Origin of the sequence: Rhodococcus sp. FH8 (assembly GCF_019266085.1) — a bacterium.
Classification (GTDB): domain Bacteria; phylum Actinomycetota; class Actinomycetes; order Mycobacteriales; family Mycobacteriaceae; genus Rhodococcus_F; species Rhodococcus_F qingshengii.
In genome coordinates, this window is record NZ_LPNQ01000078.1 from 535,741 (window position 1) to 559,610 (window position 23,870).

The window sequence follows — 23,870 nt, forward strand, 5'->3', positions numbered from 1 at the left end:
CCATGTGCGTATCGCGTAAACGATCCTCGGCGGCCAGTTGAGACCCGAGAACCGCCGGTCTCCACGCATTTCTGCCGGAGCCCTACGGCACGCCACCGATAGACGATACCGGTCTACCCGCTGCCAGGTCAAAGCGCAGCCATTCCTGCCAACAGCATCATCGTCCAGCACAGCGATGCGAGCGATCGACATGCGCCTGCCCCGGCAACCTGACGGTACCGGGGCAGGCGGGGTGTCATCACGGCATGGGATGTTGTCAGCGACCGAACCCGTTTGCCGCGATCCGATCAGCTTCCTGCATCTTCTCCGAGCCGCTCGCCGTCGCTCCGGCGATCTGCGCGAGAACCATGTTCAGTTCTTCGGAAGCCTGGGCCCAGCGACGCTGTGCGTCGTTCCACGCTTCGGAACCTGCCCCTTCCCAGCCTGCTTGCAGCTTGTCCACGACAACCTTGATGTCGCCCTGTTTGTCGTTGATCGCTTTGGCCTGCTGTTTCATCTGATCGGACAGCATTGCGAGGCCGCCGAAGTCGTACTTGATCCTGTCGGACATAACTGCTCCCGGTTCGGTGTGACTGGAGAGAAATTGTGAGAACTAACTTGCGAGAACTACTGGCTGAGGATTGCTTGATCGGACGATGAAGAGCTGGCGGTCAGGACATGTTCACCGTCGCGCCGCGAAGCGAGCTGACGTTGTCGTCTTCGGTCGAGTCGAAGGTTCCCGCGGCCTGTTTGATCTGCTCGCAGATGTCGGTCAGAGCTGTGTCCAACTTCAGGGCCGCGCTGTTGTATCGCTCCATGATTCCTGCGTATTCGACCTGCGCCGCACCGTTCCACGAATTGTGCGAAGCGTCGGCCTCCGACCGAACAGCGTTGACCAGCCCCCTGATGTCACCGAGATGTCCGTCGATGGTCCCCGCCGAATCGATCAATTCAGCGGTAGTTGCGGTAAAGCCCATGTCGTCCCCCTGGATTCGGTGAGTACCGTTCGGTATCGGCGATCACACACAACGGGCTTTGTCCGTCGGATGTGCACCGGGGCCGAGCGGAACTCCCTGATGTGCGCTACACATACTTTGACGCGACCTTCGTGCCAACGGTTCCGGCCCGACCGAAGAATATTTTCAGAACCGACCGATCCGGTCACGGTGTGAATTCGACCGACTGCCACATCCGCAGGCAGTCCGCTTCGAGACTGCCCCACTCACCGACCAGATACTGGCAGCCGATACTCACTTGCCGTCCGTTGTCGACGTACACGTGCCAACGCACCTCGGAGAAATCGTCCGGAAACTCGACGTACACCACTGCCTGTTTTCCTGCGGCATCGTCGAGCACAGAAAACTCTGCGAACCGCAATGGGTCCTCGAACGTCGAAAACTGCTGACGCAAAACGGCTTCGACGGAATCGAATCCCACACCTTCCGCAAGACGTTTCTCGATGACCACGATCTTGCGATCCGCGCCGGAACCGGGTACCAAATCGGTACGCCCGCTCGAGGTCCCTCGCGACAGAAGCTTCCAATCGGAAGGTACCTCTGCCGCAACGCTTCCCACGTCCACACGCGTGAGTTCCGGCGTGGCACCGGACTCGATCGACGAGATCGAAGTCTTCGGCGCAGGCGTTTCCTGATCCTTCGACGCCTCCACGATCTCGACTTCGACTTCCGCCGTGGCTGCGACCGACCCCGCCAACCGAGAATCGCCTCGATCGCGAGTGGACACCACAACCGTTGCTGTGACCGCACCGGCGACGGCGACCACCGCAAGCGCCGCCGCGAACCATCGACGGCCTCCGCGCCGCCCGCCGACGCGACGCGGCGAAGAGGCATTCGAGTCCAAGGAAGGAATCGACTTCGCGCCATCCGTATCGCCTACCCACCCGGCGCCAAAAGCCGAATTGTCGACAATTCGTCCCGAACTGTCCCGCGCGGTTGTCTGGCGAACGAGCGTCTGAGGATCCACCAGAGACGCAGCCACCCGGCTCTCGTCCAGAATTCGGATGCTCGCGTGGCCGTGAACATTCGTCGACCCCCGTTCGAGCGAAGCCGCAACAGCATGAGAGCTCGGCCCGACCAACACCACAGCGTCCCGAACCGATAGATCCCCGATTGCGGAAAACAACCCCGCAACGTCTGCGATCTCCGAACTTTGGGTTCCGTCGATTCGGAGTCCACCGTCGACCTCAGCGACAACAGAAGCGACCACCGTTCCGCCTCGCAGTTCGAGGACGACACACCGCGATCGCCAAGCCGTATGAGCCGACCTCGCCGCCGCGATCGACGTCGGAACGAGTACGACGTCGTGCGCCACTCGACGTGCGGCATCGAGCAATCGCCGCCTGCGTGGGGCACCCCAATCCGAGGGATGACTGAGATGAAGAATGTCTGCGTCGACGATTCCGCACCCGTCCATCGCACTGGAGATCAGCCTGGCCACCTCCAAGACTGTCGGGACAACCCGACCATCCACGTGGACATAATCGTCGTCGATGTAATCGATCGCATTCTCGCCGGCCGCACCGGGGCCCGACGCCGGTTCGCGTCGGAGGTCTGCACTGCAACAGAATTCGCGTTGACCCGACACGACCCAGATATTCGCTGCACCCCAATGTAACGAGACCGACACTGCGGACGGAGCGGTCACAGCGGTGGCATCCACGGAACTTGGACAAGTTGGGTTTGCGAGCGGGAAACGTAGACCCCACGGCCTTCCGGCATCGCCGACGCGCGGACAGTGCCGACGAGATTTCCCTCGTCACGACTTCCGCTCATGATCAATCCGGCCGGCGCCATGTCGCGAATTCTCGCAATGACCGGCTCGTACAGTGCTCTGGCCGCACCACCGGAACGGCGGGCAATAACCAGGTGCAAACCGATGTCCTTGGAGTGCGGAATGTATTCGAGCAACGGCGCCACCGGATTTCCACTCGGTGTGGCCACAAGGTCGTAGTCGTCGATCAGTACGTAAATCTCCGGCCCACTCCACCACGACCGTTCCCGCAATTGCTGCTGCGTTGTTTCGGCGTTCGGCATTCTGGCAGCGACGATCCGAGCCAAGTCGACCATCAACTCACCGAAGGTCGTCGACGACGCCGAGTACCCGCCGAGGTGATTCCCTTCGACCACGCCCAGCAGGGAATGCCGATAGTCACCGATGATCAGCTTGGCCTGGGCCGGTGTGTTCGACGCGATGATCCCTTCGGCTATTCCGCGCAAGAGAGATGTCTTGCCACACGCGGTGTCGCCGAATATCAACAGGTGCGGGTGTTCCCAGAAGTCCATGTACACCGGGGCGAGGTCGGTCTCACCGAGCCCGATCGGCACCGTGAGGCACCCACCGTCGGCCGCGCTCGTTGAGGGCCACCGGGTCCCGACAGCTTCGAGAAGTTCCGCCCGCGAGTAGAAATCCGGGAGCATCCGCACGGCGGGTGCCGGACGCGAATCCGACATGGCTGCAATACGTTCGACCGTCGCCACCACAGCCGTACTCGAGTTCTCACTACCCGGTAGGCCGTCGATTCGAGGTAGTCCGGTGAGAAGGTGGAGTCCGTCGCGAGTGATGCCACGACCCGGTCGACCTTCCGGCACCAGGCCTGCTTTCCGGCGACCCGCATCCGAATCTCCCGGATCACCCAAACGAAGTTCGATGCGAGTACCCAGTTGATCCTTGAGTGCCGGCCGGATCTCGGCCCACCTCGACGTCGTGACGATCACGTGTACACCGAAGGACAAACCTTGACCGGCGAGCATGTTGATCTGGGGCTCGAGTGATTCGAAATCCGAACGAACGCTTGGCCAACCGTCGACGACGAGGAAGACGTCACCGTACGGGTCCTCTCGGAGTCCCGCAGCCTCACCTTCCCCGGTGGGATCAGCTGTTCGCAATCTACGGAAATCGGCCATCGATTCGATGCCGAGGTCACGAAACAGTCGCTCCCGTTTAGCGACCACACCGAGTACCTCGGCAACTGTGCGCCGGACGCGGTCGGAATCCAAGCGGTTTGCCACCGATCCGACGTGCGGCAGATCTTTCAATCCGAGGAGCGTTCCACCGCCGAAGTCGAGGCAGTAGAACTGAATCTGTTCCGGCGTGTGCGTCATGCTCAGAGACAAGATCAACGTGCGCAACGCCGTCGACTTTCCCGACTGCGGGCCGCCGACAATCGCGAGGTTGCCAGTCGATCCGTTGAGATCGGCGACGAGTAGATCGCGGCGCTGATCGAACGGCCTGTCGACTATGCCGAAGGGTGCGCTCAGATTTCCGCGAGGTTGATCACCGGTCGCCCACCGCGGCAACAACTGGTCAAGCGTCGGAGATGACTCGAGCGGCGGGAGCCACACTTCATGCGCACGTGGACCGTGACCGCGCATGCGGTCTACGAGGACTCCCATGAGAGTACGTGCATCGTCACCGATTTCACCCATGTCGACGACGTCGGGCTCGACGGGAACGACAACGGCCTCTGGTCCGATCACGGGCTTCGCGGTAAACGGCAGCGGCGCCAGTTCGACGGGGGAATCGACCGAGAATCGAGTGGGCACGATCCGCTCGCCCTCGTACGGGCCTGACACGTACGCACCTTGGAAGCGAACGATCTCAGCAGAATCGGACTTCAGGTATCCCGCACCGGGTGTGCCCGGAAGGTGATAAGCATCGGGAACGCCGAGGACGGAACGAGACTCGTTCGCCGAGAACGTTTTCAACCCGACGCGATACGAAAGATGGCTGTCGAGACCCCGAAGCTTTCCTTCGTCGAGTCGCTGACTGGCCAGCAGCAGGTGAATGTGAAGTGACCTGCCCAATCGCCCGATGGCCACGAACAATTCGGCAAATTCCGGCTGCTGACTGAGCAGTTCGGAAAACTCGTCGACAACCACGAAGAGTGCCGGCAAGGGACCTAGTGCAGCGCCGGCCAGCCTCGCCTTCTCGTAATCGGACACGTTTGCGAAGTTTCCTGCCGCACGCAACAGTTCTTGTCGACGATTCATTTCGCCGGCGAGCGCGTCCTTCATACGATCGACCATCGCCAATTCCTCGGCAAGGTTGGTGATGATCGCAGCAACGTGCGGCGCCTCCTCGAGGCCGAGAAAGGTTGCACCGCCTTTGAAGTCGATCAGGACGAGGTTCAGTGCGTCGGGAGAGTGGGTCGCGATCAGGCCGAGCACCAAGGTTCGCAGGAACTCCGACTTGCCAGAACCGGTGGCTCCGATACACAGCCCGTGCGGACCCATACCGTTCTCGGCCGACTCCTTCAGATCCAGTTCGACGGGGTTTCCGTCTTGTCCGACACCGATCGGCACACGGAGTCGGTCGCGCCCCTGACGTGGAAGCCAGCCATGCTCAGGATTGAACCTCGCAACGTTTCCTATCCCCAACATCTGGCTCCACGTCCGAAGGGATCGGTCGTCGTCAGCTGCGTCGACGGCATTCTGCGATGCCGCACGGAACGGTGCGATGCGACGGCCGAACGCCTGCGCCAGGCTCGTCGTCGCAGCGTCAGGCCTCGCAAAGTTCTCAACTCCTGCGCTGCTCACCGCGCCGATCTGATCGCTACCGACGACCAGTCGCAACCCACGCGTCGCCACCAGCCGCGGGCAGAACCCGCACAGGTCGAGGACTGTCACCGAGTCGAGCCCGGATTCGGACAACAGGCCGGTGTCACCTTCGAGTAAGCCACCGTCCACGACCAGCACGAGATGCGGAACGCCCGCACTGGCTGGAGTGTTGCGAGCGAATCGAGCACGCATCGAAAGCGGTTCCCCGAGGGAACTTTCGAATTCGAGATACGAACCGAACACCATGCGTGCAGTGCCGGTGCCGTCCTGAGACTGCGGGTGTTGCACGTGTGGGAGCCACTTGACCCACTCCCACTCGGATTCGATATCGGGACCGCACACCACCGCAACTTGGAGCGTGTCCGGACCGTGGAATGTGCACAGCTGCATCAACATCGAGCGGACAAGCGCACGAGCGGAATCTCTCTGCCCCTCGATGGACATCGCAGCAAATCCGCGAAGCGAGACGGCGGTCGGCAGGTCCTGCACAACCGAATGTGCACGGACGAATCGCCGAAGTGAGACAGCAGCGACGGGTTCGAGATCCTCGACCGGCCCGGTCTCCGGAGACACGAGTCTGGTGGCCAATCGCTGTGTACCCAGACCTACCCGAACGTGGCAGTAGTCCGAGTCGGTGATCTGACGCTCCCACATCCGCACAGTCCCGGCCAGTGTCCAGAGCAGCGACGGCTCGGGATTGCTCCACTCGAGAGCAGCACGCTGCGCACCAGTCGTCGCAGCAACATCACTACGCATCTGATCCAGGTACCGGAGGTAGTCCTTGCGGTCCTCGTTCGCTTCGGACGCTCTTGCTCCACCGCTACGACCGCCCCCGGCGAGCATTCCGAGCATCGACACCATCATCATGACCGGAAACAGCAGGGACATCGGATTGCGCGCCATGCCGGAAGAGAACATCAGCGCCACCATGCCGATCATGGCAACCACCATGATCACCGGAAGTAGTTTGGTCAGTAGGTTTCCCGGCGTGACGCGAGGTATCTCCGGTGGGGGCTGAAGCGTCACCTCGCCGCCCGGTGTGCGCGGCGATTCACGGCGTGCTCGACGCGCAAATCTGACAGTGCTCAATTCACCCACCCCCATCGGTGCTGCAGCTGTTGCCGCCAGACGCCTCGTCCGACTACCGCCGGCCCCCCAAGGCGTACTCGCGCAATTGCAAGAGAGTAGATCACAACACCGACACTCGGGTCGGTGCCACCTGTTGTCGGCGCTGTCTCCGATACAGGCGCGCAGTTCATGTCGTATTGTTCGGGTGAACTGGGGTGACGCGAAGGGGGAATCGCGTCATGGGAGGGGACAGATCTTGACCAGCACCACTACAACCAGCGCTGCGAACACCGGAAACGGACGAGGCGCGAGTCATTCTGCCGAACTGTGCAGGTTGACGGTACTTTCAGCCCATTCGCAGGTGGATCTTGCGGTGCCGCTTCGTGTTCCACTCACCGTGGTCATTCCGGGCATTGTGGACACAATTGTCAACCACAGCAATTTCAACGAGTTCGACCACACCACCGAACAATTCGAGCCCGTCGACTGGACTCTGTCGAAAGTCGGCAGGGCACCGCTGGCACCGACGCTGTCGCTGCACGAGCACGGAATCCGCGATGGAGAATTGCTCGTACTCGAGGCCTCGGACACCGCTGCCCCGCCCCCACTCTTCGACGACATCATGTACACCGTCGCGGCCACGGATGCGGACGTCTACCGACGCTGGACTCCGGTCACCGCGCGCATTGTCGGCTCGACCGCCGCCCTCGTCGCTGCGCTCGTCGCGGCCCTCGCCCTGGTCCTCGGCGACACGGGACTGATCGGCGCCGTCTGCGGCGGAGTGACGTCTTTGGTGCTCACCGTCGCCGCCGTCGTGGCAGCGCGGGTGTACGGAGACTCTGGAAGTTCCGTCACGCTCGGATGCGCTTCGGTGCCACTGGCGTTCGTCTCCGGCGCACTCTGCGTGCCCGGCACTGTTCTTTCGGCTCATCTGCTTCTCGGTTCTGCATTTGCCGCTGCGGTAACTCTGATCTGCTTCCGCTTGTGCGGCGCCGGATTAGCTGTCTTCACAGCACTTCTCGTCGTCCTTCTCGCGGCGGTGGGCACCTTTGCCGTCACTACCACGCTTCCCGAGGCGCGCACCGCGACCGTCAGCGGCGCGGTGATTGCCGCCGCATTGATCGTTCTCACGTTCACCGCTCGACTGTCGATGTTGTTCGCGCGACTACCGCTTCCTCCTGTTCCGACGCCGAGTAATCCCCTCGACGACGACCGCGACGGACTGCCCGAACCCGAACTACCCGGGCTGACCGAGTTGGCGGAAAGGGCAGGGCGGGCGCGTAGCTATCTGACCGGGCTGATCGTGGCCACGTCAGTGGTCGCGCTCGTCGCTGCCGTCGCACTCGCGTGGTCCTGGCCTGGTCAGGGGATCGTCTGGCCGAATCTTGCTCTCGCATTCGCGACGGCCGTCGTGCTGATGTTTCGCGGGCGCACCTACGCGGGCGCACAGCAGGCTGTGCCACTCATCGCGGCAGGCATCTCGGTGATTCTCGTTCTCCTGGGCGACATGGCATGGACCCATCGCGACCATGCATTGGTCGTCTTCGCCATCACGATGACCGTTCTCCTCCTGGCACTGGTTCTGGGAATCCTTGCCCCCCAGAACACATTCAGCCCCGTGATGCGACGCGCTGCCGAGCTGTTGGACCTCGCTGCGATTGCAGCAATCGTTCCGCTGATCTGCTGGGTCAGTGGCCTCTTCGCGCTCATGCGTGGCCTCTGAGCGATCGGTGATCGATGGTGATTCGACGGGCAACAAACATCTGCGCCAGTCTCGTGATCGTTGCCTTCAGCGTTCTCGCCGGGGCAGGTGGCGCATCGAGCGCGGTTCCCTCCCCCATCGATCCTGTAATGCTGCCGGAGGACGGTCCGCCCGCACCTCCACAACCCACCGAACAACGAACCCTGTGCGTCCCAGCCGTGGCAGGTGGTGACGGTGCGGACATTCCACGTTCTCAACGAGATCTGGGATTCGATTCTGTGTGGCCGATCACCAGAGGGGCAGGACAGCGAATTGCTGTCATCGACACCGGTGTCAGCAGACATCCCCGGCTGCCATCGCTCGACGGCGGCGGTGATTACGTCGGTACCTCCGACGGCACCGACGATTGTGACGCACACGGAACTGTCGTGGCCGGACTCATCGCCGCCCAGCAAGTCGAGGGTTCCGGATTCTCCGGAGCTGCGCCTGACGCACAGATAATTTCGATCAGGCAGTCCAGTGCCGCCTTCTCGGTGGCCGGCCAACGCGAAGACCCTGCTGTAGCCGAGAACTCATCCGGGTACGGAAACGTCGACACCATGGCATCGGCCGTCCGTCACGCTGCGGACATGGGTGCAAGCGTCATCAACATCTCCGAAGTCGCCTGCAAGCCTGCCGGGGACGGGATCAGCGACCAACGACTCGGCGCTGCAATCGAATACGCCACGATCGCGAAGAACGTCGTAGTCGTCGCAGCTGCAGGGAACGTCGGATCCGGAGGTTGCAAGAACCAGAATCCGCCGCCGGATCCCCTCAATCCCCTGGCCGATCCATGGAACTCGGTTGTGACGATTGCCAGTCCGGCTTGGTACGACGACTATGTCCTCACAGTGGGGTCGGTAGACCCCAATGGCGCCGCCAGTTCCTTCAGCCTCGGCGGTCCATGGGTCGACGTGGCGGCGCCCGGCACCGGAATCACCTCACTTCACCCGACGTCGCCCGGTCTGACCAACGGGGTGTACGGCTCCGACGGCGCCGTACAGTCGTTCAACGGGACCAGTTTCGCTGCGCCCTTTGTCGCGGCGACCGCCGCACTGGTCCGGTCGGTTCACCCGGAACTGACTGCGCTTCAGGTCATGCAACGTATCGAAGCCACCGCCCACGCTCCGGCGCAGGGTTGGAATCCCTACGTCGGTCACGGCGTCATCGATCCACTTGCGGCAGTGACGGGCGAATTGGCCCCAGGAGAACGCGTCAAGGTCAACCATCAGTCGGTGTCGATCGATCCCCTACCCACGCCGCCGACCCCCGACAACCGATCTCGCGACACGGCACTCGTCGGAGCCGGAACGGTCGGCACCCTCGCTCTACTGACGCTGTTGGCATCGATGCCTCTTCGTCGAGTAATTCGTCGGCATCTTCCCGAACGCCAGAACATCGATCCCTGAACCGTCAGCAGTGTTCAGTTCACCGGAGCGGCCGGCGCTGTATCGGGGGCGATTCCGTCGTGAGCTATCAGTGCATTGCTCTTCTCGAGCGCGGGACCTGATGCAAGTAGGTCGAGCATCTGCCAAGGCGCGCGATCAGGCGTTCGCGTCAATCCGAGCGCGCGAGCGGAGGTTTCGTCCGGTACGCCGTACTTCACACCGGTATCGGCTACGTAGAACACTCCGTCGTGCCTGGTGCTGTTCGTCTCGATTCCGGTCGCTTGAACAAATCCGCCGAATCCCTGTTCGACATGGACGTTGTCGAGATTGTCACCCGATCCGTCCGCCTGCGCCAAGGACACCAACTTGCCACCCTCCGGGATCGGAACCTGCAATCCAGCGACAAGTTTCAGCGTTGCAGAACTACTTTCGCCGCCCTCGACTGCAGGTGAGGGAGCCCATTCCAGACAGCCGACAGGTGCGCCGTGATCATCGACGATCTCCGGAACCACCCGCGGCAACAAGTCGACGGCCAGCTCACTCACCGAGGGAATACGACTGATGGCATCAGGGGTGACGCTCGCGATCCCGGTGGCGCCCTGCGAATCCGAGAAGTAGATCAGTTGGGCGAGCGCCGCACCGATCTTCTGGATCCCGTTCTCGAGTACCACGTAGTACTGCGGGTCCGCACCCACCGAAACCTGGACGACGGAGCCGACAGTCTTGTTCTGCAGAGGAAACCGGGGCGCCGATCCCAGTTGGCGGATTCGCGGAGCCTCGATGCGCGGAACTTCGGGAATCGAATTGAGGAATCCGATACTGATCGGTCGCGCCTGTGCTCCTTCCAGGCCCAAAGCCCGCATGATCGCCGGATCGTCCACATCGATTTCCGCTCGCTTCCCGTCGTACACGAGAAAGTGATCGAAACCCGACTTCACCAGGAATGCAAGGTCATTCGTCAGATATGTCGTGTTTTCGCCGACATTGGACGAGCCGACCAGGACCGAAGTCGTCAACGATTTTCTCCCGTCGGATCCGACGGAATCGCACACCGTCCACGCGGCGTTGGTAGGGTCGGCCGATTCCGGCAGCGCGGACGGTGCGCCGGGAATGCCGACGAGCGCGCCCCGGGGTTTCGCCTCGACCTCGGATGCCTTGACTATTGCCGGTTTTCCTGGCGAACCCAGAATCAGTCGTGCGGAGGCCAAGTTCAGCACAGGGCGAAACGTACCCTCCATGGCGACGAACATCGCGCCCGATTCCTTTGCAACGACGATCTCTGCATCGCCGATTCTGTCCTGTGGCCGAAACAGAGCGAGTACAGCGCAACCCGCCAATCCCAGTGCAGCGAGGACTATTCCGACGGTGAACGCGCGCGACTGTGATCGCATCGGATCGTGAAGCATCCGCACGTCTCGTCTGACCAGCGCATGTTCCATCCGCCTGACCAAGAATCGGTACCCGTTGACCTGCCAGCGCGTGGTAGGTGTCGCAGCCATCATTCCCCCCGTGCCTTACATCCCCTTGCGAAGACACAGTACAGTTCCGCTGGGGCGGAAATTTTCGGGTAGTTCGCAGGTCAGGTATCGGGGAGGAACCGTGGACCGATCGCGGTTGAAGCATTGGCCGTCGTCACACAGGATTTCGACGCGCGAGTTCGTGCCGGCACAGATTTTCGGAATCGGTGCGGGCGGAATCGCGATGGCCAGTGGGCTCGATTGGTTCTGGGCGCTGGCAATCGGTTGTGTGGTTGCCGGATCAATGCTGCTTCATGTGGGCGGTTGGTCGGTAATGTCCTGGATTGTCAGGTACTTTCGCTATCTGCACCGCAAGGACGTCGACCGCAGCACGATCGTCAGTTTTCACACTCCCTCCGAGCAGTCCATCGGGCTCCGAGTGGACGGATCTTCGCTCGTCGCTGTCGTCGAGATCGCTCCTCCACGCGACTACCTGACCAGGATCGGCCGTCATTCGTTCGACGCTTCCCACCTTCTGCCCACGGCAGCCCTCGCCAATTGTCTCTATCAGCACGACATCTCACTCACCGGCATCGACATCGTCAGTCACGGATACCGCGCCGCGTCGGGAACGCCGGCCACCGAAGTCTACGAACGTCTCATCGGACCACTACCAGCCACCGCCACCAGAAGTGTTTGGCTTGCACTACGTTTCGACGCGCTGGAGGGTGGTGCAGCAGTCGAACGCCGGGGCGGGGGCGAACAGGGCGCCGGCCGCGCGATAGCTGTTGCCGCCAATCGTGTCATCCGGGTGCTCGATTCAGCGGGGTGCAAGGCGCGGATCCTGACCGCACCGGAGATCGCGTCGTCCACTGCCCAGGTGACAAGAGGAGTGGCCGGCCACGAGGTCACCGAAACGTGGCGAAGTACCCCCTTGCCTGGCGTGTCCAACGTCGGATTTGGGATCGAACCCCGTTTCATCACCACTGCGACCCTGACCCGAGTGTGGGCAGTGGCAACGGTCGGGACGTCCGTGACAATTCGGTTACGACCCACCGGACAATGCGGAGAGGCGAAGGTCAGTGCGACATGTCGCTTCACCACGCGCAATCCACCTGAGAACGCACCGCTGGCCGGTTTGGTCTCGCTACGTGGGCGCCAGCGCGACGGATTGCTGACCAACTTGCCAACCGCATTGGCCGCGCTGGACGGCATCACGCCGGACGTTCGCATGGACGGGGGTGCACTCGACTCACTCGCTCTACCTCTCGCCGGGTGCGGCCAACTCATCGGCTCGGACCGAAACGGGCACGGTGTCGCGGCTAGAATTTCGGGGCCGGGCGTCAACACCGTTCTTGTCGCCGGCGAACTCTATCTGGCTCAGCAGTTGATCTTTCGAGCCATCGCGACCGGCGCACTGGTACTCGTCCACACCGATCGACCGCAAGCGTGGACCGCGCTCACCGACTCGATGGGAGTGCCTGACCGACTCCGCGTGTCCGGGCAGGGCGGTGGGCCTGAGGGCGCCTTCAACACTGTCGTATTCGACGGCGTCGAGGGGTTATCTCCGCGTGCCGGCGTGACCGCAATCTATGTGTACGGACATCCACGCCAATGGCCTCGGATCGACCCTGAAATCTCGATAGTCCAGCCATTCGCACTCGGTGACAAGATCACGGTCGAAACCGGCCGTACACGCGTCGACCTGACTCTGGTGACCATCGCTTCCGAGACATCGTTCATCGGCCGTCCACGAGCCGGCGACGCTCACCAGATGGCGTGATCGCGTATGTCCGAGATCAGCCGGGATAGGGATCACTTGCACGTTGCATCCGCAATCCGCTTCCCCACCAATCCAATTCACGAATCATCTTCTCGCTTGCATCGATCGCAATCGAATCGACGCCGTACGGCTCGTGTCCGAATTGCTTACGCACCCGGTGGATGGTCACGCTTTGACGCACCGAGACCATGTGCAACTCCGCCACCACTTGCCTCAGTTGCTCGACGGCCCGAACACCACCTGAAATCCCGCCGTAGGACACGAATCCGATCGGCTTGGCACGCCACTCGTGTTTCACCGAATCGAATGCGGTCTTGAGAGCAGCCGGATACCCGTGGTTGTATTCGGAGGTCACGGCGACAACAGCGTCGGCGCGCCCGATTCGCCGGCGGAAAACCTCCGTGGCAGGTGAATCCGAGAAATCCTGGGGCAACGATAGCTCTCTGAGGTCGATCACCGTTACGTTCCACGACGGGTTCGCGGTTGCGCGCTCGACAAACCAGTCCGCCACTGCTCGTCCCATTCGCCCCTCGCGGACCGAACCTACGATGACTTCGACGTTCAAAGGTGCCATGAACGTCGATGCTAGCGACTGATCACGCAGTGATCCCGTCCGTGATAAGTGCTGCCAGTTCCCGATAAGCGCTGGCATCGTCCAGACCAGTTGCCCGGTAGACCGCGCGTTGCTGGATCCGAACCATCGTCGCCGCAGCGGCATCGGCGACAAATGATGCGTGTACCTGCCGGAATGCGCCCGAATCGACTCCCTCGACGATGAGCGATCGCACACGATCAGCAGCGATCGACGTGTTCTTCTCGTAGACCTGGCTCGCCGACACCGATTCGGCCAGGTCTTCCATGAACTGACTGGACGCCGCGGACAGCCGATCACCCACTGCTTCGAGATACACCGCGACTCGACGAGGCGGGGCCGTTTCGGCGGCGACTGCACTCTCCACTGCATCGGTCGCCGCCCGGAAGAAGTGCACTGTCACAGCCCGCACCAGATCCTCTTTGCCGGCCGCCACGGTGTACAAGGTGCTCTTGGAGCAGTGCAGACGAGCTGAGATCTCGTCGAGCGTGAGGTGGGCGAAACCCTCGCTCAAGAACAGTTCGACCAGTTGATCGAACAACTCTGCCCTGCGCGCAGTCGTCTTGTGAACCAGCCTTGCCATACCTACAACAGTACTGCAGTATCGTTCTCAGTACTATTACCTAGCTAGGAGCCGACCGTGCCCGTCGAACGCCTGATGCCCAGCCAAGAAGCTCGCGATCTCATCGAACTGACGCGTGATGTCGCGGACAAGGTACTCGCGCCCAAGGTCAACGAATACGAGAAGGCCGAGAAGTATCCAGACGGAGTGTTCCCCGCACTCGGACAGGCGGGTCTGCTGAGCCTTCCGTATCCCGAGGAGTTCGGCGGCGGCGATCAGCCGTACGAGGTGTATCTCCAAGTGCTCGAAGAGATCGCCTCACGCTGGGCAGCGGTTGCAGTGGCGGTGAGCGTGCACAGCCTGTCGTGCTTCCCGCTGTTCACATTCGGCACCGACGAACAGAAGAAGCGCTGGCTACCGGACATGCTGGGCGGCAACACCATCGGCGCGTACAGCCTTTCCGAAGCGCAGGCCGGATCCGACGCCGCCGCGTTGTCGTGCAAGGCGACGCCCACCGACGGCGGCTACCGCGTCAACGGCTCGAAAGCCTGGATCACCAACGGCGGCAAGGCGGACTTCTACAACCTCTTCGCACGCACCAGTGACGACGGTTCACGCGGCGTCTCCTGCCTCCTGGTGGACAAGGACACCGAAGGCCTCAGCTTCGGAAAACCCGAAGAGAAGATGGGGCTACGCGCGGTCCCCACTGCCTCCGCGAACTACGACGACGCCTTCATTCCTGAGGAGCGATTGATCGGTCAGCGCGGCCAGGGGCTGCCGATTGCCTTCAGCGCTCTCGACTCCGGCCGACTCGGAATCGCTGCCGTTGCCGTCGGAATCGCTCAAGGCGCGCTCGACGACGCGGTCGCTTACGCGAAGGAGCGCAAGGCATTCGGCAAGCGGATCATCGATCACCAGGGACTCGGTTTCGTGCTCGCGGACATGGCTGCCGCAGTCGACTCCGCGCGAGCCACCTACCTCGATGCAGCCCGCCGCCGCGACGCCGGAGTTCCGTATTCACGCAACGCGAGCGTCGCCAAGCTCGTGGCCACCGACGCGGCAATGAAGGTCACCACCGACGCCGTTCAGGTATTCGGCGGGTACGGATACACCCAGGACTTCCCCGTCGAGCGCTACATGCGCGAGGCCAAGATCACGCAGATCTTCGAGGGCACCAACCAGATTCAGCGATTGGTCATCGCGCGCCAACTGGCGGGATAGCCCCCCGATACGAATGCCCTCCCACACAGAGTGGGAGGGCATTTTGCATGGTGATGTTCAGTCGCCGCAGCATCCACCCGAAGACGGAATCTCGCGGGTCTCACGGGTAATCGCGTTGCGGGCAGCCAGTTCCGAGTAGTCGGGGTAGTCCACGCGGACCAACGAAAGTCCGTGCGCCGGCGCAACGAGGATGGAACTGGATCGCGACGTTTCGTCGAGCAAACCTGCCACCCAGGCGGCCGTGCGCCGTCCCTCACCGACGGAGAGGACTGCGCCGACGAGACTGCGAACCATCGACCAGCAGAATGCGTCAGCATTCACGTAGGCCGTGAACACCGTGCCCACTTGGGTCCAGTCGAAACGCTGAAGCTCCCGCACCGTCGTGGCGCCTTCTCGACGCTTGCAGAATGCCGCGAAGTTGTGCAGACCCAGCAGCCGATTCGACGCATCCTGCATCGCTCCGAGATCGAGTGGTTTGGGATACGAGACGGTGTCGCGTGCGCGTAGTGGTTCCACTCCGAACGCCGCGTTGGTCACCCGGTACTCGTAATAGCGTCGCATCGCGGAGAAGCGCGCATCGAAGTCACCCGGAACCACCGATATCTGTTTGACTCGAACGTCCTTGGGCAGAAATCGTGCAAGTCTGCGCACGAGTCGAGACGGATCGTCCGGGAGCAACTCTCCCGGAACGTCGACGTGCGCTACCTGACCGGTGGCGTGGACACCGGCGTCGGTTCGACCGGCAACGGTCAACAGAACCGGGTGTCGAAGCACCGTTCCCAACTTGTCTTCGATCTCACCGCACACGGTGCGCAGATCTGTCTGGCGGGCCCAACCCGAGAAGTCGGTGCCGTCGTAGGAGATGTCGAGCCGCAATCGAACGAGCCCGCCGTCCCCGATGGGGGCGGCGGGCTCGTTCGATTCAGCGTGTGCCGAAACCAAGGGAGACTAGTCCTTCTTGGCCTCTTCGGCCTCGGGAGCGTCGGCCGCAGTTGCGGTCTCGTCCTCGATGGCCTCGACGACTGCGTCAGCGTTCTCGACCTCAGCGTCGGTCGCGTCGGCCTCTACGGCCTCGACGACGTTCTCTGCGGCGGGAGCTTCCTGCGAGGACTTGACGCGACGAGCGCGGTCAGCCTCGGAGGTGACGGTCTTTTCCTTGACGAGCTCGATGATTGCCATCGGAGCGTTATCACCCTTGCGGGGGATCGTCTTGATGATGCGGGTGTATCCACCGTTACGGTCCGCGTAGAACGGGCCGATCTCGGCGAACAGGGTGTGAACGACATCCTTGTTGCGGATGACCTTCAGCACCTCACGACGGTGAGCCAGCGTGCCGGCCTTTGCGTGCGTGACGAGCTTCTCGGCGTAGGGGCGCAGTGCCTTGGCCTTGGACTCGGTGGTGGTGATGCGACCGTGCTCGAAGAGCGCGGTAGCCAGATTGGCGAAAATCGCCTTCTGGTGGGAAGCCGACCCGCCGAAGCGGGCACCCTTCTTGGGCTTGGGCATGATGATCTCCTAGTAAAGGACCTGAGCTGCTACAGCTGTTCGGTCTCGGCGTAGTCCTCGGTACCTTCGGCATCGCCGAAGGAACCGGCATCAGTGTCACTCCACGTTCCGGTGGCGGCGTCGTAGCCGGCAACGGTGGTGGGATCGAAGGATGCGGGGCTGTCCTTGAGGGACAGGCCGAGCGAATGCAGCTTGACCTTGACCTCGTCGATGGACTTCTGTCCGAAGTTGCGGATGTCGAGCAGATCGGACTCGGTACGGCCGACAAGCTCACCGACGGTGTGAACACCTTCGCGCTTGAGGCAGTTGTAGGAGCGGACCGTGAGGTCCAGATCCTCGATGGGGAGTCCGAAGGAAGCGATGTGATCGGCCTCGGCAGGCGAGGGTCCGATCTCGATTCCTTCTGCTTCGACGTTCAGCTCACGGGCCAGGCCGAAGAGCTCAACCAGGGTCTTGCCCGCCGAAGCGAGCGCGTCCCGTGCGGTGATGGAGTTCTTCGTTTCCACGTCGAGAACGAGCCGATCGAAGTCGGTGCGCTGTTCGACGCGAGTGGCCTCCACCTTGTAGGTGACCTTGAGCACCGGCGAGTAGATCGAGTCGACCGGGATACGGCCGATCTCTGCGCCGGACGCCTTGTTCTGAACGGCGGGGACATAGCCACGACCGCGCTCGACTACGAGCTCGATCTCCAGCTTTCCCTTGTCGTTCAGGGTGGCGATGTGCAGATCAGGGTTGTTCACGGTGACGCCTGCCGGGGGCACGATGTCGCCCGCAGTAACAGCGCCGGGGCCCTGCTTGCGGACGTACATGGTGACCGGCTCGTCCTCTTCGGAGTTCACGACGAGGCCCTTGAGGTTCAGGATGATGTCGGTGACATCTTCCTTCACGCCCGGGACGGTGGTGAACTCGTGGAGAACGCCGTCGATACGGATGCTGGTGACAGCAGCGCCGGGGATCGACGAGAGCAGCGTGCGGCGCAGCGAATTGCCGAGCGTGTACCCGAAACCTGGCTCCAGGGGCTCGATGACGAACTTCGAGCGGTTATCAGCGATGACCTCTTCGGTCAGCGTGGGTCGCTGAGAAATGAGCATTGGTATTTCCTCCTGTACGGACGTCCACTATTTGACGCCCACGATGGGAAAGGGCCTGCGGCCCTGTGAGTGGTTGAGGAGTCCGGAGACTCCTCAACCACTCACGGGGTGCGAAGCGCCTTACTTCGAGTAGTACTCGACGATGAGCTGTTCCTGCAGAGCGATGTCGATCTGCGCGCGCTCGGGAAGCTGGTGAACCAGGATCCGCAGACGCGAGCCGACAACCTGCAGCCACCCGGGAACCGGGCGATCGCCGACGGTCTCACGCGCAACCTGGAACGGAAGCGTGGAGAGCGACTTCTCCTTGACATCGATGATGTCGTACTGCGAGACGCGGTAGCTCGGGATGTCGACCTTCTTGTTGTTCACGAGAAGGTGACCGTGCGTGACCAGCTGACGTGCCTGACGGCGCGTGCGAGCGAGGCCCGCGCGGTACACGACGTTGTCGAGACGCGACTCGAGGATGCGAAGCAGGTTCTCGCCGGTCTTGCCGGGGCGGTTGTTCGCCTCCTTGTAGTACAGGCGGAACTGCTTCTCCATGACGCCGTAGGTGAAGCGAGCCTTCTGCTTCTCCTGCAGCTGGAGCAGGTACTCGCTCTCCTTGATACGCGCGCGGCCGTGCTGTCCGGGCGGGTACGGGCGACGCTCGAATGCCTGGTCGCCTCCAACGAGGTCAACGCGCAGACGACGCGACTTGCGGGTGATGGGTCCGGTATAACGTGCCATTTTCTTCTACCTATCCTTCCCGCTATACCCGACGCCGCTTGGGCGGACGGCAGCCGTTGTGCGGCTGGGGGGTTACATCGGAAATGGTGCCGACCTCGAGGCCAGCGGCCTGGAGGGAACGGATTGCGGTCTCGCGACCGGATCCCGGTCCCTTGACGAAGACGTCAACCTTCTTGACACCGTGCTCCTGCGCCTTACGGGCAGCGCTCTCAGCAGCAAGCTGAGCGGCGAAGGGAGTCGACTTACGCGAACCCTTGAAGCCGACGTGTCCCGAAGACGCCCAGGAAATGACATTTCCGGCGGGGTCCGTGATGGACACGATGGTGTTGTTGAAGGTGCTCTTGATGTGAGCGGCGCCGTGCGGGATGTTCTTCTTATCCCTGCGACGCGTCTTCTGGGTCTTCTTCGGACCGGTGCTACGTGACTTCGGGGGCATTACTTCGCCTTCTTCTTGCCGGCAATGGTGCGCTTCGGACCCTTACGGGTACGGGCGTTGGTCTTGGTGCGCTGACCACGCACGGGCAGACCACGACGGTGGCGCAGGCCCTGGTAGCAGCCGATCTCGATCTTGCGACGGATGTCGGCCTGAACCTCGCGGCGAAGGTCACCCTCGACCTTGAGCGACTCCTCGATGTACTCGCGGAGCTTTGCCAGGTCCTCGTCCGAGAGGTCCTTGCTCCGGAGATCCGGGCTGACGCCGGTGGCGTCAAGGATTTCCTTGGAGCGGGTACGGCCGATGCCGTAGATGTATGTCAGTGCGATCTCCATGCGCTTTTCGCGAGGAAGATCAACACCAGAGAGACGTGCCATGGTGGCATTTCCTTATCGGTGTGCGGAGGTCTGCTCCCAGCCCTTCCCCTGTGCCTCTTGCCGAGTACCGACGCCCGAAGGCGCAGATGATCTCATCAACTAACTCAGTGGGGCCCCGGCCTCCGTGCCGGGGGTGAACCATTGTCCGACCTTGGCGATCGGTGAACGATCGCGTGGGGTCTCGTCAACAATGGCTGGTACTGGGAGGTCTTCTTTGCTTGTTGCCAAGCAGATCTTCGAAAAGCTAGATCTAGCCCTGACGCTGCTTGTGACGCAGGTTCTCGCAGATCACCATGACTCGACCGTTACGGCGAATCACTTTGCACTTCTCGCAGATCTTCTTGACGCTCGGCTGAACCTTCACGTCTTCTGATCTCCTGTTTTGTCGCAGCCCGCCGCGATGAACCGCGGCAGACATACTTCTCCCTGACCCAGGTCAGGTCCGGGAAGTTCGTTACTTGTAGCGGTAAACGATGCGTCCGCGCGACAAATCGTAGGGCGAGAGCTCTACGACAACGCGATCTTCCGGGAGGATGCGAATGTAGTGCTGACGCATCTTTCCGCTGATGTGGGCGAGGACCTTGTGGCCATTCTCGAGCTCAATGCGGAACATCGCATTGGGCAGCGGCTCGACTACTCGTCCTTCGACCTCGATGGCCCCGTCTTTCTTAGCCATATCCTCCGCGATCCGTTTGGTTTGGCATGCTTCGTGCATCGGCTTCCGTTACATTGGCACGCAATGGAAAGATCGTCGGCAGTTCGAAAGCCCGATCCCGGAGCGATCCAGGCGTAGGCACACGAACTATCGACGCGCATAGCGCACCGCCTAGCCATGTTACGCGATGTAAACGACCAGGCCAAATGCGCCTCCGGTCAGGGTGACGACACACACCGCTCCCCCACCGAAAAAGTCCCAGCCTCGAAATGAGGCTGGGACTTCTCGAACATGAATCATGCTCGCTGCCAACACTTGTCAGCGACTGTGTCGACTACTCCGGCCGGAGTGTCAGAATCCGCGGACCGTCTTCGGTCACTGCGACAGTGTGTTCCCAGTGCGCCGCACGGGACCCGTCGGTCGTCACAACGGTCCAGTCGTCGTCGAGAATCACCGTGTCGGTGGTGCCGAGCGTGAGCATCGGCTCAATCGCCAGGCAAGATCCGACAACCAGTTCAGGACCCTTACCCGGGGCACCTTCATTGGCGAGGAACGGATCCATGTGCATTTCCCGGCCGATTCCGTGTCCGCCGTATCCGTCGACGATGCCGTAGGAACGACCGTGCAACTTCTCGGCGGCATGAGTACCGACCTCGATCGCGTGCGAAACATCCGTCAGACGGTTGCCGGCGATCATTGCCGCGATCCCGGCTTCCATGGAAAGCCGAGTGGCTTCGCTGAGCTCCTGATCGGCGACGCTGATCTCACCGACACCGAACGTCCAAGCGGAGTCACCGTGCCATCCGTCGAGGATCGCGCCACAGTCGATGGAAACCAGGTCGCCTTCAGCCAGGATGTCCTGAGCTGAAGGGATTCCGTGAACGACGCGATCGTTGACCGAAGAGCAGATCGAGCCGGTGAAGCCGTGGTACCCGAGGAACGAGGGCACGGCGCCGGCGTCACGAATGACGGATTCAGCGACCGCGTTCAATTCCAAAGTGCTGACACCGGGCTTCGCCGCAGCGCGAACCGCCACCAGCGCCGAACCCACGATCGCGCCGGCAGCAGCCATCGCGTCGAGTTCGCCCGCGGAGCGGAACGGAACAACCTTGCGTTTGCGCCCGAAGACCATTACTTACCCAACGCTGCCAGTGCGCGAGCGTTGACCTCTTCGACCTCGCCGATCGCGTCGACGGAGACGATGCTGTCCTTGTAGTAATCGAACAGCGGTGACGTCTCGTCGCGGTAGACCCGGAGTCGGTTGCGAATGACGTCCTCGGTGTCGTCTGCACGACCGCGGGCGAGCATACGCTCGACCACGATGTCCTCGTCGACGACGAAGGAGAGGACACCGTCGAGCTTGGTGTCGAGATCCTTCAAGATTCCCTCGAGTGCCTGAGCCTGTTCGACCGAGCGCGGAAATCCGTCGAGAAGGAAACCGTTTGCTGCGTCCGGTTCTGCGACGCGAGCCTTCACCATGTCGTTGGTGATCGAGCTCGGTACGAGTTCGCCGGCGTCGATGTACTTCTTTGCTTCCACACCGAGAGCGGTGGCCTGACCGATGTTCGCGCGGAAGAGATCACCCGTGGAGATATGGGGAACGCCGAACTTCTCGGACAAGATAGCGGCCTGGGTGCCCTTGCCGGCACCGGGAGGACCAAGGAGGACAAGTCTCACTTGAGGAACCCTTCATAGTTACGCTGCATTAGCTGACTCTCGATCTGCTTCACGGTGTCCAGGCCGACGCTGACCATGATCAGCACCGCGGTGCCACCGAACGGCAGGTTCTGCGCGCCGCCGCCATTCCCGATGTCGAGGAACAGGTTGGGCAGAACAGCAATGGTGCCGAGGTAAATCGCACCCGGAAGGGTGATGCGACTCAGCACGTAGTTGAGGTAGTCCGCGGTCGGCTGACCGGGTCGGATACCGGGGATGAAGCCGCCGAACTTCTTCATCTCGTCGGCGCGCTCTTCGGGATTGAAGGTGATGGCGACGTAGAAGTACGTGAAGAAGACGATCAGGCCGAAGTAGATCGCGATGTACACCGGGTTGGCCGGATTCACCAGGTAGGTGTTGATGAGGCGCTGCCACCAACTGGGGTCGACCGCTGTACTGGCCGAAGTCAGCTGTGCAATCAAGTTCGGGAGGTACAGCAGTGAAGACGCGAAGATCACCGGGATGACGCCGGCCTGGTTCACCTTCAGAGGCAGGTAAGTCGAGGATCCGCCGTACATCTTGCGTCCGACCATCCGCTTCGCGTACTGCACCGGGATACGACGCTGACCCTGCTCGACGAAGACGACACCGGCGATGATCAGCAGCGCTGCGAGGCAGACGAAGGCGAAGACCAGCGGACCACGGCTGTCGAGGATTGCCTTGCCCTCGCTCGGGATACGCGATGCGATACCGGCGAAGATGAGGAGGGACATACCGTTGCCGACGCCACGTTCGGTGATGACCTCGCCGAACCACATGACCATGGCAGCACCGGCAGTCATGACCAGCACGATGATGACAAGTCCGAAGATCGACTTGTCGGCGATGATGTCGTCACAGCCCTGGAGCAACTGTCCGCGTGCCGCAAGAGCGACGATGCCGGTCGACTGCAGGATTGCCAGAGCAATGGACAGGTAACGCGTGTACTGCGTCATCTTGGCCTGGCCGGACTGGCCTTCTTTCCGAAGTTCCTCGAACTTCGGAATCACCACGGTCAGGAGCTGCACGATGATGCTCGCCGTGATGTACGGCATGATGCCGATCGCAAAGATCGACATCTGCAGTAGAGCGCCGCCGGAGAACAGGTTGATCAGCGAGTAGATACCTGCTGAGTCACCGGAGTTGGCGATATCGATGCACTGACGCACACGGCCGTAGTCGACACCTGGGGACGGGATGAGAGCGCCGACCCGATACAGAGCCACCAAGCCGAGGGTGAAGAGGATCTTCCGCCTCAGGTCTGGGGTCCTGAGGGCCGAGACGAAGGCGGAAAGCAAAGATCCTCCTGGCACGACGGTAGGGAGACAGATCGTTTTGACCTGTCGAACTTTTGAACTCTAACAGTGAGCATTTGGGAACTAGGCGGGCAGACCACGAAAACCGGGTAAGCCGAAGATACATTTGCCACTCGGTGACCAGAATACTGGCCCGTCCGAGCATGCACGACCAATCTGTGACACGACCTCGTACCTGTGACACGACCTCGTAGACGCCGATGGCCGCACCGCAGCAAACGCTGCGCTGCGGCCATCGGACTAGCTACGCGTGATCACTCACAGCTCGGTGGCGGAACCACCGGCAGCAGCAATCTTTTCCTTGGCGGAACCGGTGAACTTGTCGACGGTCACCTGAACGGCAACTGTCAGTTCGCCGTCGCCCAGAACCTTGACGAGCTGGTTCTTGCGGACTGCGCCCTTGGCGACGAGATCCTCGACCGTGATTGCTCCACCTTCGGGGAACAGACGGGCGATGTCGCCGACATTGACGACCTGGTACTCGACGCGGAACGGGTTCGTGAAGCCCTTGAGCTTGGGCAGACGCATGTGAAGCGGCATCTGTCCACCCTCGAAGCCCACGCGCACGGTGTTACGTGCCTTGGTGCCCTTGGTACCGCGACCTGCGGTCTTACCACGCTTGCCGCCCTCACCGCGTCCAACACGAATCTTGTTGGACTTGGATCCCGGAGCGGGGCGCAGGTGGTGCAGTTTGATGGTCATGG

23 protein-coding genes are annotated in these 23,870 nt (G+C 61.9%); 4 read left to right on the forward strand and 19 right to left on the reverse strand.

What is annotated here, in order from left to right; translation table 11 throughout:
- Window positions 1-256: 256 nt before the first annotated feature.
- The 4 genes from ATN38_RS26320 to eccCa all read right to left on the reverse strand — a co-directional run bounded on the left by ATN38_RS26320 (window position 257) and on the right by eccCa (window position 6,644).
- The gene (locus ATN38_RS26320) at window positions 257-550 is read right to left on the reverse strand and encodes a WXG100 family type VII secretion target (protein ID WP_003940975.1); all 294 of its coding nucleotides are present in this window, start codon (window positions 548-550) and stop codon (window positions 257-259) included.
- 100 nt (window positions 551-650) lie between these two features.
- Entirely contained in the window at window positions 651-956 is a 306-nt protein-coding gene (locus ATN38_RS26325; RefSeq protein ID WP_003940986.1) for a WXG100 family type VII secretion target, read from the reverse strand.
- 184 nt (window positions 957-1,140) lie between these two features.
- On the reverse strand, window positions 1,141-2,643 hold the full coding sequence (locus ATN38_RS26330; protein WP_218748969.1) for a type VII secretion-associated protein: 1,503 nt from the start codon (window positions 2,641-2,643) through the stop codon (window positions 1,141-1,143).
- Window positions 2,640-6,644 carry a type VII secretion protein EccCa gene (eccCa, locus tag ATN38_RS26335; protein ID WP_218748971.1) on the reverse strand — a complete coding sequence of 1,335 codons (4,005 nt, stop codon included), beginning with the start codon at window positions 6,642-6,644 and terminating at the stop codon, window positions 2,640-2,642. The genes ATN38_RS26330 and eccCa overlap by 4 nt, the downstream gene beginning before the upstream one ends.
- A gap of 235 nt (window positions 6,645-6,879) precedes the next feature.
- Here eccCa and eccD point away from each other — a divergent pair, with 235 nt between their 5' ends.
- Both eccD and mycP read left to right on the forward strand, forming a co-directional pair.
- On the forward strand, window positions 6,880-8,346 hold the full coding sequence (eccD, locus tag ATN38_RS26340) for a type VII secretion integral membrane protein EccD (RefSeq protein ID WP_065352879.1): 1,467 nt from the start codon (window positions 6,880-6,882) through the stop codon (window positions 8,344-8,346).
- A gap of 14 nt (window positions 8,347-8,360) precedes the next feature.
- Window positions 8,361-9,773 (forward strand): type VII secretion-associated serine protease mycosin, encoded by a 1,413-nt coding sequence (gene mycP / locus ATN38_RS26345; RefSeq protein ID WP_218748973.1) that lies wholly within the window; start codon window positions 8,361-8,363, stop codon window positions 9,771-9,773.
- Window positions 9,774-9,787: 14 nt separating this feature from the next.
- Here the strand turns inward: mycP and eccB are convergent, their stop codons facing one another.
- A complete protein-coding gene (gene eccB / locus ATN38_RS26350; protein WP_218748974.1) occupies window positions 9,788-11,254 on the reverse strand; it encodes a type VII secretion protein EccB in 1,467 nt (488 codons plus the stop codon).
- A 97-nt stretch (window positions 11,255-11,351) separates the two neighbouring features.
- Between eccB and eccE the strand changes: the two genes are divergently transcribed.
- Window positions 11,352-12,992: a type VII secretion protein EccE gene (gene eccE, locus ATN38_RS26355; RefSeq protein WP_218748976.1), complete on the forward strand. Its 1,641-nt coding sequence runs from the start codon at window positions 11,352-11,354 to the stop codon at window positions 12,990-12,992.
- Between the two features lie 16 nt (window positions 12,993-13,008).
- Here eccE and ATN38_RS26360 read toward each other — a convergent pair whose 3' ends face one another.
- Together ATN38_RS26360 and ATN38_RS26365 are read right to left on the reverse strand one after the other, a co-directional pair.
- Entirely contained in the window at window positions 13,009-13,566 is a 558-nt protein-coding gene (locus tag ATN38_RS26360) for an NADPH-dependent FMN reductase (RefSeq protein ID WP_193595449.1), read from the reverse strand.
- Window positions 13,567-13,588: 22 nt separating this feature from the next.
- On the reverse strand, window positions 13,589-14,167 hold the full coding sequence (locus tag ATN38_RS26365; RefSeq protein WP_007728583.1) for a TetR/AcrR family transcriptional regulator: 579 nt from the start codon (window positions 14,165-14,167) through the stop codon (window positions 13,589-13,591).
- Window positions 14,168-14,224: 57 nt separating this feature from the next.
- On the opposite strand from ATN38_RS26365, the gene ATN38_RS26370 reads away from it, so the two are divergent.
- Complete coding sequence (locus ATN38_RS26370) at window positions 14,225-15,367, forward strand: acyl-CoA dehydrogenase family protein (protein WP_019747558.1); 1,143 nt, start codon at window positions 14,225-14,227, stop codon at window positions 15,365-15,367.
- A gap of 57 nt (window positions 15,368-15,424) precedes the next feature.
- Here ATN38_RS26370 and truA read toward each other — a convergent pair whose 3' ends face one another.
- From truA to rplO, 12 genes are all read right to left on the reverse strand, one after another.
- Window positions 15,425-16,309 (reverse strand): tRNA pseudouridine(38-40) synthase TruA, encoded by an 885-nt coding sequence (truA, locus tag ATN38_RS26375; RefSeq protein ID WP_209920777.1) that lies wholly within the window; start codon window positions 16,307-16,309, stop codon window positions 15,425-15,427.
- Between the two features lie 6 nt (window positions 16,310-16,315).
- Complete coding sequence (gene rplQ, locus ATN38_RS26380) at window positions 16,316-16,873, reverse strand: 50S ribosomal protein L17 (protein WP_007728580.1); 558 nt, start codon at window positions 16,871-16,873, stop codon at window positions 16,316-16,318.
- 29 nt (window positions 16,874-16,902) lie between these two features.
- Window positions 16,903-17,964, reverse strand: a complete 1,062-nt coding sequence (locus tag ATN38_RS26385) for a DNA-directed RNA polymerase subunit alpha (RefSeq protein ID WP_003941016.1) — start codon at window positions 17,962-17,964, stop codon at window positions 16,903-16,905.
- A 120-nt stretch (window positions 17,965-18,084) separates the two neighbouring features.
- The gene (rpsD, locus tag ATN38_RS26390; protein WP_003940769.1) at window positions 18,085-18,690 is read right to left on the reverse strand and encodes a 30S ribosomal protein S4; all 606 of its coding nucleotides are present in this window, start codon (window positions 18,688-18,690) and stop codon (window positions 18,085-18,087) included.
- A 22-nt stretch (window positions 18,691-18,712) separates the two neighbouring features.
- The gene (rpsK, locus tag ATN38_RS26395; RefSeq protein ID WP_003940683.1) at window positions 18,713-19,126 is read right to left on the reverse strand and encodes a 30S ribosomal protein S11; all 414 of its coding nucleotides are present in this window, start codon (window positions 19,124-19,126) and stop codon (window positions 18,713-18,715) included.
- On the reverse strand, window positions 19,126-19,500 hold the full coding sequence (rpsM, locus tag ATN38_RS26400; protein WP_003940834.1) for a 30S ribosomal protein S13: 375 nt from the start codon (window positions 19,498-19,500) through the stop codon (window positions 19,126-19,128). The genes rpsK and rpsM overlap by 1 nt, the downstream gene beginning before the upstream one ends.
- 250 nt (window positions 19,501-19,750) lie before the next feature.
- On the reverse strand, window positions 19,751-19,864 hold the full coding sequence (gene rpmJ / locus ATN38_RS26405) for a 50S ribosomal protein L36 (RefSeq protein ID WP_003938068.1): 114 nt from the start codon (window positions 19,862-19,864) through the stop codon (window positions 19,751-19,753).
- A 90-nt stretch (window positions 19,865-19,954) separates the two neighbouring features.
- Window positions 19,955-20,176, reverse strand: coding sequence for a translation initiation factor IF-1 (infA, locus tag ATN38_RS26410; RefSeq protein WP_003418601.1), 222 nt, complete (start codon window positions 20,174-20,176; stop codon window positions 19,955-19,957).
- A 313-nt stretch (window positions 20,177-20,489) separates the two neighbouring features.
- Entirely contained in the window at window positions 20,490-21,287 is a 798-nt protein-coding gene (gene map / locus ATN38_RS26415; RefSeq protein ID WP_003940806.1) for a type I methionyl aminopeptidase, read from the reverse strand.
- Entirely contained in the window at window positions 21,287-21,832 is a 546-nt protein-coding gene (locus tag ATN38_RS26420) for an adenylate kinase (protein ID WP_003940868.1), read from the reverse strand. The genes map and ATN38_RS26420 overlap by 1 nt, the downstream gene beginning before the upstream one ends.
- Window positions 21,829-23,148, reverse strand: a complete 1,320-nt coding sequence (gene secY, locus ATN38_RS26425; RefSeq protein WP_003940773.1) for a preprotein translocase subunit SecY — start codon at window positions 23,146-23,148, stop codon at window positions 21,829-21,831. The genes ATN38_RS26420 and secY overlap by 4 nt, the downstream gene beginning before the upstream one ends.
- Before the next feature lie 276 nt (window positions 23,149-23,424).
- Window positions 23,425-23,868 (reverse strand): 50S ribosomal protein L15, encoded by a 444-nt coding sequence (rplO, locus tag ATN38_RS26430; RefSeq protein ID WP_003940829.1) that lies wholly within the window; start codon window positions 23,866-23,868, stop codon window positions 23,425-23,427.
- Between the last annotated feature and the right edge of the window lie 2 nt (window positions 23,869-23,870).

Bases quoted from the DNA above. Each gene is read 5' to 3' on its own strand.
- ATN38_RS26320 (WP_003940975.1), bottom strand. From the start codon at position 550: ATGTCCGACAGGATCAAGTACGACTTCGGCGGCCTCGCAATGCTGTCC.
- ATN38_RS26325 (WP_003940986.1), bottom strand. From the start codon at position 956: ATGGGCTTTACCGCAACTACCGCTGAATTGATCGATTCGGCGGGGACC.
- mycP (WP_218748973.1), top strand. From the start codon at position 8,361: ATGGTGATTCGACGGGCAACAAACATCTGCGCCAGTCTCGTGATCGTT.
- eccB (WP_218748974.1), bottom strand. From the start codon at position 11,254: ATGATGGCTGCGACACCTACCACGCGCTGGCAGGTCAACGGGTACCGA.
- ATN38_RS26360 (WP_193595449.1), bottom strand. From the start codon at position 13,566: ATGGCACCTTTGAACGTCGAAGTCATCGTAGGTTCGGTCCGCGAGGGG.
- ATN38_RS26365 (WP_007728583.1), bottom strand. From the start codon at position 14,167: ATGGCAAGGCTGGTTCACAAGACGACTGCGCGCAGGGCAGAGTTGTTC.
- rplQ (WP_007728580.1), bottom strand. From the start codon at position 16,873: ATGCCCAAGCCCAAGAAGGGTGCCCGCTTCGGCGGGTCGGCTTCCCAC.
- ATN38_RS26385 (WP_003941016.1), bottom strand. From the start codon at position 17,964: ATGCTCATTTCTCAGCGACCCACGCTGACCGAAGAGGTCATCGCTGAT.
- rpsD (WP_003940769.1), bottom strand. From the start codon at position 18,690: ATGGCACGTTATACCGGACCCATCACCCGCAAGTCGCGTCGTCTGCGC.
- rpsK (WP_003940683.1), bottom strand. From the start codon at position 19,126: ATGCCCCCGAAGTCACGTAGCACCGGTCCGAAGAAGACCCAGAAGACG.
- rpsM (WP_003940834.1), bottom strand. From the start codon at position 19,500: ATGGCACGTCTCTCTGGTGTTGATCTTCCTCGCGAAAAGCGCATGGAG.
- infA (WP_003418601.1), bottom strand. From the start codon at position 20,176: ATGGCTAAGAAAGACGGGGCCATCGAGGTCGAAGGACGAGTAGTCGAG.
- map (WP_003940806.1), bottom strand. From the start codon at position 21,287: ATGGTCTTCGGGCGCAAACGCAAGGTTGTTCCGTTCCGCTCCGCGGGC.
- rplO (WP_003940829.1), bottom strand. From the start codon at position 23,868: ATGACCATCAAACTGCACCACCTGCGCCCCGCTCCGGGATCCAAGTCC.